The organism is Thermofilaceae archaeon (assembly GCA_038731975.1).
Classification (GTDB): domain Archaea; phylum Thermoproteota; class Thermoprotei; order Thermofilales; family Thermofilaceae; genus JANXEW01.
In genome coordinates, this window is the sequence record JAVYQJ010000028.1 from 1 (window position 1) to 11,734 (window position 11,734).

14 protein-coding genes are annotated in these 11,734 nt (G+C 60.0%); 7 read left to right on the forward strand and 7 right to left on the reverse strand.

Annotation, left to right across the window (positions count from 1 at the left end; genetic code table 11):
* The 5 genes from QXF46_08120 to QXF46_08140 form a co-directional block, all read right to left on the reverse strand.
* The coding region (locus tag QXF46_08120; GenBank protein MEM0226822.1) for a heavy metal translocating P-type ATPase at nt 1-2,126 on the reverse strand (2,126 nt) is incomplete at its 3' end.
* Between the two features lie 7 nt (nt 2,127-2,133).
* Nucleotides 2,134-2,307: a YHS domain-containing protein gene (locus tag QXF46_08125; GenBank protein ID MEM0226823.1), complete on the reverse strand. Its 174-nt coding sequence runs from the start codon at nt 2,305-2,307 to the stop codon at nt 2,134-2,136.
* A 59-nt stretch (nt 2,308-2,366) separates the two neighbouring features.
* A complete protein-coding gene (locus tag QXF46_08130) occupies nt 2,367-3,026 on the reverse strand; it encodes a DUF1122 family protein (protein MEM0226824.1) in 660 nt (219 codons plus the stop codon).
* Between the two features lie 117 nt (nt 3,027-3,143).
* Nucleotides 3,144-3,374 (reverse strand): ferredoxin, encoded by a 231-nt coding sequence (locus tag QXF46_08135; GenBank protein MEM0226825.1) that lies wholly within the window; start codon nt 3,372-3,374, stop codon nt 3,144-3,146.
* A gap of 86 nt (nt 3,375-3,460) precedes the next feature.
* Nucleotides 3,461-3,913 carry an arsenate reductase ArsC gene (locus tag QXF46_08140; GenBank protein ID MEM0226826.1) on the reverse strand — a complete coding sequence of 151 codons (453 nt, stop codon included), beginning with the start codon at nt 3,911-3,913 and terminating at the stop codon, nt 3,461-3,463.
* Between the two features lie 209 nt (nt 3,914-4,122).
* On the opposite strand from QXF46_08140, the gene QXF46_08145 reads away from it, so the two are divergent.
* From QXF46_08145 to QXF46_08170, 6 genes are all read left to right on the forward strand, one after another.
* Nucleotides 4,123-4,680 (forward strand): rubrerythrin family protein, encoded by a 558-nt coding sequence (locus QXF46_08145; GenBank protein MEM0226827.1) that lies wholly within the window; start codon nt 4,123-4,125, stop codon nt 4,678-4,680.
* A 91-nt stretch (nt 4,681-4,771) separates the two neighbouring features.
* Nucleotides 4,772-5,290 (forward strand): iron-sulfur cluster assembly scaffold protein, encoded by a 519-nt coding sequence (locus QXF46_08150; protein MEM0226828.1) that lies wholly within the window; start codon nt 4,772-4,774, stop codon nt 5,288-5,290.
* A complete protein-coding gene (locus QXF46_08155) occupies nt 5,287-5,520 on the forward strand; it encodes a hypothetical protein (GenBank protein MEM0226829.1) in 234 nt (77 codons plus the stop codon). The genes QXF46_08150 and QXF46_08155 overlap by 4 nt, the downstream gene beginning before the upstream one ends.
* Nucleotides 5,513-6,751: a cysteine desulfurase family protein gene (locus QXF46_08160; protein MEM0226830.1), complete on the forward strand. Its 1,239-nt coding sequence runs from the start codon at nt 5,513-5,515 to the stop codon at nt 6,749-6,751. Before QXF46_08155 ends, QXF46_08160 begins: the two co-directional genes overlap by 8 nt.
* 73 nt (nt 6,752-6,824) lie before the next feature.
* Entirely contained in the window at nt 6,825-7,865 is a 1,041-nt protein-coding gene (locus QXF46_08165) for a family 1 encapsulin nanocompartment shell protein (protein ID MEM0226831.1), read from the forward strand.
* Between the two features lie 3 nt (nt 7,866-7,868).
* Nucleotides 7,869-8,345, forward strand: coding sequence for a hypothetical protein (locus QXF46_08170; protein MEM0226832.1), 477 nt, complete (start codon nt 7,869-7,871; stop codon nt 8,343-8,345).
* Nucleotides 8,346-8,381: 36 nt separating this feature from the next.
* Here QXF46_08170 and gapN read toward each other — a convergent pair whose 3' ends face one another.
* Complete coding sequence (gene gapN, locus QXF46_08175) at nt 8,382-9,902, reverse strand: NADP-dependent glyceraldehyde-3-phosphate dehydrogenase (protein ID MEM0226833.1); 1,521 nt, start codon at nt 9,900-9,902, stop codon at nt 8,382-8,384.
* 93 nt (nt 9,903-9,995) lie between these two features.
* Between gapN and twy1 the strand changes: the two genes are divergently transcribed.
* On the forward strand, nt 9,996-11,114 hold the full coding sequence (gene twy1, locus QXF46_08180) for a 4-demethylwyosine synthase TYW1 (protein MEM0226834.1): 1,119 nt from the start codon (nt 9,996-9,998) through the stop codon (nt 11,112-11,114).
* Nucleotides 11,115-11,186: 72 nt separating this feature from the next.
* Here the strand turns inward: twy1 and QXF46_08185 are convergent.
* Nucleotides 11,187-11,734: hypothetical protein (locus QXF46_08185; GenBank protein ID MEM0226835.1), on the reverse strand; the 548-nt coding region annotated here is incomplete at its 5' end.

Below are 11,734 nucleotides of genomic sequence, written 5' to 3' on the forward strand. Positions count from 1 at the left end.
ACCAGCACTACATCGCCCGCCTCCCTGGCGATCTCAGCTCCGCTTCCAACGGCTACGCCGACGAACGCCTTACCCAGCGCTGGCGCGTCGTTGACCCCGTCGCCTACGAACATCACCCTGGCTCCGCGCCTCTGCAGGTCCTCCACCAGCTCAGCTTTATCCTCGGGTGGGAGCTCAGCTCTCACCTCGTCCAAGCCGAGCTCTCGGGCAACCCACTTCCCCGAAGCCCAGCTGTCGCCGGTCGCCAGCACAGTCCGGATGCCCATCTCCCTCAACCGAGCGACGACCCTCTTCGCTTCCCCTCTGACCTCGTCGCGCACTTCTACCACTCCCGCGAGCCTCCCATCGACTGCGACGAATAGCGCTGTTGAACCCCTACTCCTCACCTCCTCAGCCAGCCTCCGCGCCTCCCCATCCAGCGCCGCCCCCGTGACGCCCTCGATCAACCTCTCCGAGCCCACGGCAACCCTCACCCCCTCGACCTCGGCGATCACGCCCATCCCGGGCACGTGCTCGAAGCTCTGCGGCTCGGGCGGCTCAACGCCCGCCTCCCTGCACCGCTCCAGGATGGCTTTAGCCAGCGGGTGCTCGCTCCTCCTCTCGGCGGAGCCCGCTAGCCTGAGCAGCAGCTCCTCGCTGAACCCGTTGAGCGGGTAGACGCTGCTGACGCGTGGCGCACCGACGGTCAAGGTGCCGGTCTTATCGAAGACGACCGTGTCCACCCGGCGCACCCTCTCGAACACGTCGCCCCCTCTGATTAGAATGCCGCTCCGCGCAGCCATCATCGATGCCACCGCTACAGCGAGGGGGACTGCGATGCCTAAAGGGCAGGGGCACGTGACAGCTAGGACGGACGCCGCGAAGAGCGCCGCCCTCTCGAGGCCCTCCCCCGCGGCCAGCCAGTAGGCGAACGTGACCAGGCTCAGCGCCATGACGACCCAGGTTAGGAGGCCCACGATCCTGTCCGCGGCCCGCTGGAAGCCGGGCTTCCGGAACTGAGCCTCCCTGACGATCTCGATGATGTGGGCCAGCGTTGTATCCCCGCCCACCCTGGTGGCTGAGACGCGGAGGAAGCCCGAGGTGAGCAGCGTGCCGGCTAGCACGGGATCCCTCTTCTCCGCGGTCTTGAACCTCGGCACAGGCTCCCCGGTGAACGCGGACTCGTCGACGTAACCCCAGCCCTCCACGACCACCCCGTCCACGGGAATCCTCTCGCCCGCGCGGACCTCCACCAGGTCTCCAACCTTCAGCTGCCCCACGTCGACCTCCACTACGCTACCGTTCCTCACCACCCTGGCGCGACCGCTCTGGAGTGCGGCGAGCTCGCTCAACGCCTTGAGGGCCCGCTTCCTCAACCTCTCCTCGAGGTACTTGCCGGCTGAGACAAAGCCGAGGACGCCTGCCGCGGCCTCGAAGAAGCCGGCTCCGTGTCCAGTGGATGCGAAAGCGATGCTGGAGGCGTAGGCTACAGTCGAGGATAGGGCGATGAGCGAGTCCATCGTGGGGGAGAGGCGGGTGAGCGCCCTGAACCCCCTCCAGACGAGCTTGGCGTTGAGTAGCAGCACGATCGAGGCTAGCGCCCCGTAGAGGGCGGCGGGGGCGTGGGGTAGAAGCTCGAAGGCTTCGAGGAAGTGGTAGGTGACCGCTGTCAGTCCCAGCGCGAAGGAGATCAGCGGGACCCAGGGCTGCCCACCCCTCCCTTCGGCGTGCTCCACCTCCCCGACCCTCACCTCAGCTCTGTAACCCAACTCTCTCACGGCTGACAGGATCTCCTCCTCCGAGACGGTGTAGGGGTTGTACGCCACCTTGGCCAGCCCCGTGACCGGCGAGTATCGGCACTCAACCACACCCTTCAGCCTGCTGACGCTGGACTCGAACTTCGACGCCTCCTCCTCGCTCAGCTCCACCGAGAGGGTCAACGACCTCTTCTCAACGTCGTAGCCGGCCGCTCTCACAGCCCTCACGATGTCGCGCAGCGTGACTCTCGAGGAGTCGTACACCACCACAGCGTCCCCCGTTGAAGCGTCGATCTCGATCTGGGCGCCCAGCTTCGACAGCTCCCTCTGTATCGAGAGGACGCACGTTGGGCAATCCACGCCCAGTACCTTTACCCTCTCCCTAACCATTCCTCCATCACGCGGGCATGCCCACGGGCCCCTTCTCAAGGTAGAATTCGGGGTTGGCCTCGAAAGCCTTCCTGCAGTGAGCGCTGCAGAAGTAGTAGACTCTACCCTTGTAGACGGTCTTGTGCGGGGTTTTCTCCGTAGAAACCTTCATCCCGCAAACCGGGTCAACAGCTTCAACCACAGGGAAGAGGAAAATGACAGTGTTATAAAGCTTCCTTCACGAGTGTACAGTATTCCTACTCACAGTTTCCCTGAACCTGGCGTAAATGAAAGTTTAGGTTCAAGACCCTGAAGTATAGCTTCCGCCCTCTCCAGGGCTCTCAGCATCCACGACCTGTACTCCTGTTCACCGGCCCAACGCTTCAAGCTGGGGAGTGCGCGCTCTACCTCCTCAACGATCCTGGCCAGGTGCCGCCGCTCATCGTCCGCGCTGGCCGGCTTCTCCCCCTGCAGCTTCGCTTCACCCTCCATGAAGCCCTCGGGGATGTAGAAGTCCTTCAGAACCGTGAAGCCGTTGCGAAGAAGGAGAAAGCCCAACCTCGTCACGTGAGGAGGGAGGCCGAGGCGCAGCAAGCGCTCCGTCTCCTTATCGTAGCCGTACTCGATGTACATGAGCTCCCCACCCCTGAGCTCGCCCGCGAGGGCCTCCAGGAGCTCGCGCTCTAAGGCTGAGCCCGCGAAAACGAAGGTACCCTCCCCCGTCTCGATGAGGTTGTTGACTGCGAAAACCTCGATCCACCTCGCGTAGTAGGGAGGCCTACCGTTGAAGCACTTCGCCACGAGTAGACGGCTCCCGGACAACCACAACTCGAAGTTCCTTTCCTCTCGAAAACGCCCCGGCTTCTCAACGACCACAAGCCCATAGCGTTCCGCTAGATCCCTAATGGAGGCGCAAAGCACAGCGGAGCATCGGTTAATCCCTTATGAAAGTTCTGCAACCACGAGGGTGATCGATCAGCAGGTAGATGCTTACATAACCGATCTAGAAAGATAAAACAAAATCCGTTTTGGTTTCTTTTACTCTACGGTGATCGCGCCGGTCGGGCAACCCTCGGCGGCTGTCTTCGCGTCGTTGGTGAGCTCCGCGGGGATCTCTCCGATCGACTCGGACTCGCTGTCGCTCTTCCTGTAGGGCTCCCTGATTCTGCTCTTGAAGGTCTCAGGGTCCTCCTCGAAAATCTGCGGGGCGATAGCCCAGCACGCGCCGCAACCGATGCACAGGCTCTTATCCACTCTAACCTTCGCCATGCCGGTCAAGTGGCTTACATCAACCCAATTATAAGAATTGCTTTCAAAGCTCCTTCAAACTAAGCAGCTCAAGCTAACGTAAGCCTTCAGAACCTTAAGCTTAGAGCTCTACCCCTTGGGGGAACCTCCCCTCTCTGTATCCTTTCCACCAGGTCGAGAACCCTCCGCTTGATCTCATCCCTCCAACGCCTCGCCTCCTCGAGGCTCATGCGCGCCGGGTCCGGAATCTCCCACTGCTCAACGTACTTCGCCTTAACAACTGGGCAGGTACCTCCCTCTGACCCGCCGCACACGACAACCCCGATTTCAGCGGCAGCCTCAAGATCCGGTGTCAGGAGCTTCGGCTTCTTCGTGGATATATCGATCCCTTCCTCGAGCATCAGTTCAACCGCGTTGGGGTGCACCGAGGGGGCTGGCTGCGTTCCAGCGCTAATGGCCCTCCAGCCTGGAGGGGCGTGAGCGTTGAAGTAGGCCTCCGCGATCTGGCTCCTAAACCGGTTCTCGGTGCAGACGAAGAGTACCAGCTTCTCCCCCGACATCGGATGAAGCTCGAGAACCAGCGATATAAGTGCTTTCTACATACTTCTTATTGATTTTTAAGTGCAAAAATTATCTTTATCCTCGTGAATCTTTACTTACCTCCCGATACAAAAATTTTATTAACTAATAATTTGGCAAAACTTATTTTTGATATGTTTTTATAATAGAATAAAATGATTTTTATACCAGTGGTGTAAAGGGTCTATTGATGCCCGTACGACCGATGACGCTTGATGCTCTCCTCAGCGCGTTCTCGGGTGAATCGATGGCGCACATGAGGTATCTCATATTCGCGGACGTCGCGGAGAGGGAGAAGTTCCCCAACGTCGCCAGGCTGTTCAGGGCTATCGCGTACGCGGAGTTCGTCCACGCCCGCAACCACTACAACAACTTGAGCGAGTACAACGGTGAGTTCAAGGCCGTAGCCGGCACTCCAGCGGGCCCGGGCAGCACGTCGAAGAACCTGGAGCTGGCCATTCGAGGGGAGGAGTACGAGGTGGCTGAAATGTACCCGGCCTACGTTGAGCTCGCCAGGTTCCAGGGGGAGAGGGGGGCTGAGCGCAGCTTCCGGTGGGCGCTGGAGGCTGAGAAGATCCACGCCCAGCTCTACCGCGAAGCGAAGAGCTACGTGGATAAGGGTCAGGATTGGCCCCTAGCGGGCAAGGTCTGGATCTGCACCATATGCGGGCACACGTACGTCGGAGACCAACCGCCAGACAAGTGCCCGATCTGCGGGGCTCCGCGGGAGAAATACACCGGCTTCTAGACCCCGGAGAACTCATCTTTTTCCTTTTTTAATAATTCCGAGGGGTGAGCTAAGTTTATAACCGCTCTTATGACATAGTCATGGTGGTTGCGTGAGCACTCGTATCCCACTCCCCTACAGCCCAAAGGTGCTGGAGATATTCAGGGAGCCGAAGAATCTTGGGCCGCTTGAAGATGCCACGGTTGTCGAGCACGCTGGTAGCCCGGCGTGCGGCGACATGATCCGCCTGTACCTCAAGATTGTGGAGAGGGGTGGGGAGGACTTTATCGAGAGGGCTACCTTCGAGAGCTACGGTTGCGCCGCTAACATCGCAGCGGCCAGCATCCTGACTGAGATGGTTAAGGGGAAGAGCTTGAGGGAGGCTTGGGCGATAAGCTGGAAGCAGCTCTCCGATGAGCTGGGCGGGCTCCCCCCGATAAAGTACCACTGCAGCATACTGGCTGTGGGTGCCTTGAAGAGGGCGATTAGGTCCTACTACGAGAGAAGGGGTGTGAAGCCCGGCTGGCTGCCCGAGCAGCTGACGGTTGAGGAGAAGCAAACGCTTGAGGAGGAGGAGATGATGGAGCGGTACCGGAAGACGATCAAGAATCTAGAGGGTGGTGAGCGATGATCGTGCTGGACTTAAGGAGGGGTGCTGGGTGCACTGATCACCCGGGGGTTAAGCTTCCCTCGCTCCTTTCGCGGTACGCCGGGGAGAGAGAACTGGGCTTCCTCTTCGACCCCAACGACCTGCCCCTCGAGGCGGTTAAGCTCATCCTCGCCAGGCACGGGTACACTCTTTCAAAGCTCCGCGAGGCTGAGGGCGGCATGCTCATACTTGTGGCGAGGAGGGGTGGTTAGATTGAGCCTCTCAGTGAAGGTTCGGGAGCTGCTGAAGGCGCACGGGCAGCCAGAGAGGGAGGTCTACTTCGACTTGGAGAACAGCGGCTGGGTCCCGCCGGAGGTTGTAGAGGCGATGCTACCCTACTTCAACGCGAGGGGCTACGGTCACCCCTCGATCACCCACAAGCCGGGCTGGGAAGCGCTGGAAGTGGTTTACGAGGCTAAGGAGCTGATCGCCAAGACGCTGGGGGTTAGGGATTTGGAGGCGATCTCCTTCACCCACAGCGGGACGGAGGCGAACAACCTCGCGATCCTAGGCTACCTGCTGGCGAACAGAGAAAAGAGGGGTAAAGTCGTTGTCTCAGCCGTTGAGCACTTGAGCGTGATCTTCCCGGCTGAACATGCGGCGAAGCTTTTCGGCTACAAGGTGGTACAGGTCCCCGTCGATAAGGAGGGCTTCGTGGATCCCGAGGTGCTGAAGCTGTACGTCGACAGAGATACGGTGCTCGTGAGCGTGCAGGCGGTGAACCACGAGATTGGCACGATTCAGCCCATCAAGGAGCTGGTGGACGTGGTGAAGAGCGCAAACCCCGAGGCAGTTTTCCACACGGACGCGGCCGACGCTTACGGCTGGATCCCGTTCAACGTTGAGGGGTTGGGGGTGGATATGGCCACCCTGAGCGGGCACAAGATTCACGGTCCCCGCGGCGTAGGCGCGCTGTACGTGAGGGAGGGGGTGAAGCTGGAGCCACCGCTTCGGGGCCAGCTGAGCGCGGAGAAGCTGTGGCCTGGCGTTGAAAACGTCCCCGCGATCGCCGGCTTCAAGAAAGCTGTTGAGATCGCGTTCAGCAGCTTCGAGGAGAGGGTCTCCTATGTGAGGAGCTTGAGGGATAGGCTGATCAGCGGAGTTCTGGAGAGGACGTCGCACGTGCTCGTGAACGGCCCTCTGGGGGAAAGGAGGGCGCCGAACAACGCGAACCTCAGCTTCCTCTACGTGGAGGGTGAGGCTCTCACCGTCGAGTTGAGCATGCGCGGCATCTACGTTTCGAGCGGCAGCGCTTGCAGCAGTAGGGTGCTGGAGCCGAGCCACGTGCTACTAGCGATTGGGCGTAGGCACGAGGAGGCTCACGGCAGCATCCTATTCAAACTCTCGCACTACCACAAGCCTGAAGACGTGGAGTACGCGATAGAAGTTATCCCTGACGCTGTCAAAAGGTTGAGGAGCTTAAGCTCCTGGAAGATAGGTTAGAACACTAAATGCTTTTCCGAATTTTTACAGCAAGCATTAAATACCACGACCCTGATCACTTGTACGAGCGGAAATGCTGTCAAAACACCCTCTAGATCTCCCGGTTGGGAGGAAACTCTCGAAGGATGAGGTGGCTGACGCGCTCCGCCTATCGATCATCGCTGAGCTGGACGCGATCAGCCTCTACCTCCAGTTGGCCAGGTCGATCGACGACGAGAACGTGAGGCGAGTTTTCGAGGATATCGCGAGGGAGGAGAAGACGCACGTCGGCGAGTTTCTAGCGGTCTTGAAGACCCTGGACCCCGAGCAGGTTGAAGAGCTGAAAGCGGGCGCACAGGAGGTGGCTGAGCTCACCGGCGTTGCCGTACAGGATCCCCCGGCGAACCAGGAGCCCCTGTCGGAGGAGGAGTGGAGGTACCTTAGAAGCCAGGTTCTCTCTGCTGCCGACTCGGTTAGGGTGTTTAGGAGGCACCTCCCATTAACAAGGGTGGGCAGGGGGGTCCTCTACGTCCCCGTCGAGAAGCCCGGCGAGGGCGTCTCCCTCCTCCAACTGGCTGAAATCTCGCAGAAGTTCCGCATCTCTCAGAGCGCAATCGATTACGCTAGGGCTTCAAGGCAGCCCTTGGAGCTGGGCGATGCCTTGAGGGCAGCCATCGAGCTCGGTCTCAGCGAGGATCGCACCGTGCTGAAGGCCTTGGAGGGGCTGAAGGGTGCGCACAGGCTCAGCATCAGCGACTGGGCGAAGCCGGGCCAGGCCGTCGAGGAGGTTTCCGCAGCCGTTACGAAGCTGCTGGAGAGTAACGCTACTCCACCCTTCGTCCTCTTCGTAAGCCCGACCCGCTACGCGAGGCTGCTAGCCGTCCACGAGAGAACCGGTGTGATGGAGCTGACGAGGCTGAAGGCCTTGGCGGAAGTCGTTGCGAACCCCGCTGTGCCGGATGACACGGCCATCCTAGCATCAGCAACGACGCGGACAATCGACTTGGTGCTGGGGGCGGACACCGAGGTGGAGTACCTCGGCCCTGAGGATGGGAGCCACACCTTCAGGGTGTGGGAGACGGTAGCGGTGAGGGTGAGGTACGATCGTGGGATCGCGATCCTCAAGCAGGTGTAGGACATGGAGGAGCTTGTCCGAACTTTGAGAAGGCTCGCTGAGGCGGAGAGAAGCTACGCCAACGAGCTACGCCAGCTGGCGAAATCGGTTGAGAGAGTTGCCCCCCTCTCGGCGATCATTGAGGCTGTCGCCAGCGATTCCGACAAGCACGCGGGCATCTACGAGGCCCTGCTAAAGATAGCCACGGGAGCCTCGCAGCCGAGGCTCGTGAATGAGGAGCTCGAGCTGATAGCCAACGTGATAGATAGGCACATACAGACCGAGCTCAAGATGATCGAGGAATCGAGGAAGCTGTTGAGCGAGGCTCGAGACGCTAGAATGCAGCTCCTTCTAGCGGCGATATACGAGGATGAGGTGAAGCACCATAAGGTGCTGACCGACATAAAGGACAAGATCGCCAGGCTCCGCGTTCTCACGGATGAAGAGTTCTGGGAGCAGGTGTGGAGGGATAGCCCCTGGCACGGGACTCCTGGGGGTTAAAAAGGAGGAAAATACTTTAACCTTTTCTTTATCTTCTCACTTACCGTACCTCCAGACTCCCCTACCCCTGAAGTTGTAGACTATGGTTTTGTAGGCGCTAACGTACTCTACTGAGTAGGCGATCCCCTCACGCCCGATACCCGATTCCTTGCGGCCTCCGAAGGGGTAGTAGCCTACGCCGTGCCTCGGCATGTCGTTCACGTAGACTGCCCCGAACTCGAGGAACCTGATGAGCCTCCTGATCCTGTCCATGTCCCAGCCGAAGATCGCGACGTCGAGCCCGTACCTCCTGCCGTTGGCGAGCCCGATAGCTTCATCTTCGCTCTCGAAGTCCGTGATGAGGGCTACTGGGGCGAAGACTTCCTCCCTGTAGAGCCTCATCTGCCTTAGAGCCGCCTTGTCCTTCACCTCGATCAGCGTCGGTTCCACGAGGGTTGGACCCAACCTCCTACCCCCGTGGAGGATCCTGCCTCCCTTGCTCACAGCGTCCTCAACGGCTGCCATCATCTCGTCAGCCGCGCTCGCGTCGATGAGCGGGCCCATGACCGTCTCGGGGTCCCTGGGGTCGCCGACCGTCACCTTGGAGAGCTTTTCGACAAGCCTCCTGGTGAACTCCTCATACACCGGCCTTTCCACGAGGACGAGTTTTATTGCGTCGCACCTCTGGCCGGCGTAGCTGTGGATCCCCGCCGCCACCCTGTCAGCAGCGTAGTCGAGGTCGGCGTCCGCGAGCACGATGGCTGGATCGCCGCCTCCGAGCTCCATGATGTACTGCTTGATCCCCGCTACGGTCAGCACTCTCTTACCCGTCGCGCTGCTGCCGGTGAGACTGATGACGTCGATCCGCTCGTCCGATACCAGCTTATCGCTCTCCGCGCCCGGCACGGTGAGCACAGCGAAGGATTCGCGGGGGAACCCGGCCTCCTCAACTAGCTTAGCGAAGAGGATGACCGGCACGGGGTCGGCTGATGGGGGCTTCACGACCACCGCGTTGCCAGCTATCACGCTGTAAGTGAACTTCGACACCGTGTCGAAGAGCGGGTAGTTGAAGGGTACGATGGCGAGCACGATGCCGTAGGGCTCCCTCCTCACTACCGCCTCCGTTTCCACAGTCGTGGGATCCCAGTCGCCCGGCGCGTACTCGCCGAAGATTTTCCTCGCGTCGAGATCAGCCCTCCTCAACCTATCGATGCTGGCGTCCACTTCCCCCGCTGCTTGACCCCTCGTCTTCCCGCTGTTCACGATGAGAGCCCACTCTAGATCCTCCCGGTAGCGCTCCATCAAGTCGGCCAGCTTCTCGAGGAGCTCGAGCCTCCTCCAACCGGGCGTATCCCTGATCTGCCACTTACCCATTTGATGCATTCTGCCGAGGGCCCTATCGATCTGCTCCCAGGAGAGTTTCGGGACCTCCGCGATGATTGTCGAGTTGATGGGGGTTTTGACTCGCGTGTACTCCTTGCCCTCAACCCATTCTCCTGCAGCGTAAGCCTTGAACCGGTAAACGCCGTTTACAACCTCGTAGATGCCCGAAAACACTTTCCCGGCTATTTTTAGCATAGTTCTCGCGCAACCTGGAGGGATTTCACTCTTAAACTTGCCGCACGCATCGAAGAGGATTTAAGCAGAGGTGCTGTCTTTGAAATGGTTCGAATGTCGAGGGAGGAGAGGCTCAGCGCGGAAGCGGTGAAGAGGTACTTGAGAGCTGGGTACGTACTCGTGGGTAGGCACTCGGCCGTGGAGGTGTGCAGGTGGACGAAGAGCGCGCTGAAGGGCGGGTATTTGTGCTACAAGCGCTGGTACGGTGTGAGCAGCCACAGGTGCGTCCAGATGACGCCCGTCCTCAACTTCTGCAACTTCGCGTGCGTCTTCTGCTGGAGGCCGCATTTGGAGGGGAGGTTCGAGATACCGGCCGGGTGGGAGTGGGATGAACCGGCCGACATCGTGGAGGGGGCGATCCACGCCCAGAGAAAGCTGCTCGCCGGCTACAAGGGCAACCCGCAGACTACGATGGAGCGGTTCCTCGAGGCGATGTTCCCGAGGCACATGGCGATCAGCCTGGACGGTGAACCGCTCCTCTACCCCAAGCTGGCGGAGCTGATCAAGGAGGTGAAAGCGCGAGGCATGACCGCTTTCCTCGTCACTAACGGCTCCCTCCCCTCGAGGCTCGATGAGCTCCTCAGGAAGGGTGCTGAGCCAACCAACCTGTACCTCAGCGTCTACGGCCCGAACCCGGAGGTCTTCGCGAAGGCCGCGAAACCGCTGACGCCTAGAGCGTGGGAGCTGGTGCTGGAGAGCCTGGACCTCCTCCCCAAGTTCGCCTGCAGGACGATCATGCGGCTCACCATGGTCAGGGGGTTGAACATGGTTGAGCCGGAGGGCTACGCGAAGCTGATCGAACGATCGCAACCCCGCTTCGTCGAGTTGAAGGGTTACACGTGGGTCGGTGAGAGCCAGAAGAGGCTCCCGATCACGGCGATGCCCACCCTGAAGGAGCTAGAGGAGTTCGCTCAAAAGATCGCGGAGCTGACCGGTTACAGGGTGAAGCTGGCTGATGAGAAGAGCCGCGTAGTCATGCTGGTGAGGGACGAGGAAACGTGGGAGTGGAACTTGAAGCTGATCGAGGAGCAGAAGAGGGTTGAGGAGGAGTTCGATAGAGAGTGGCGTGGAAGGGTACGAGACTTTAAGCTTCGAGATTACGTGCCCCCTTACGCTCGGAAACCGGGCCCCATCAGGCTTCGTAGTGAAGATCAACTTGTAGTTAGAGAATAAGGGTATCCTACAGTTACAGTGGTAGCACGCGTACCTCGCGGCCCAGCATCTTGCGCTATCACGCTTTCTCCATCAAGATCCTCTACCCCCTAGCGGTTTGAACTCCTCGCCCACCATGATCCTGTTCTCCTCTAGGAAGCTGATGAGGCTTCTTCTGATGTACCTTGGCAGCGCCTCGCCCGGCATAACCCCCTGTAGCCTTCTACCCTTAACCGAGTGGAGCAGGGCTACTACGCAGAGGGCTGTCGGGTAAGTGATGTACGTCGTACCGGGTAGAATTTCATTGACTCTCGTCTGGCTGGGGAAGAAGACGAAGCGCCTGGATCCCGCAGGCTCACCGCCGGCTTCGCCCTCAGCAGTCACTTCGATGGCGTAGTAGGCGTCCTCGAGCTCGCCCTCCCTGCAGACCCTGAGAACATCGCTGGGCCTCGGGGATGGGGGGAGCACGCGGTAGAGCAGATCCTTCGGTCTTACGAGAACCTTGCCGATTCTAACGGGCTCGGAGCTTAAAATGCCCAGCCTGTAGAGGGCTCTCAGCACCTCTACATCGCTGCCCCCCGCGTAGTAATCGAAGTTCCGGGTTCGGAGGAACCTAGGTATGGTGTAGCACTCGTCGTTCA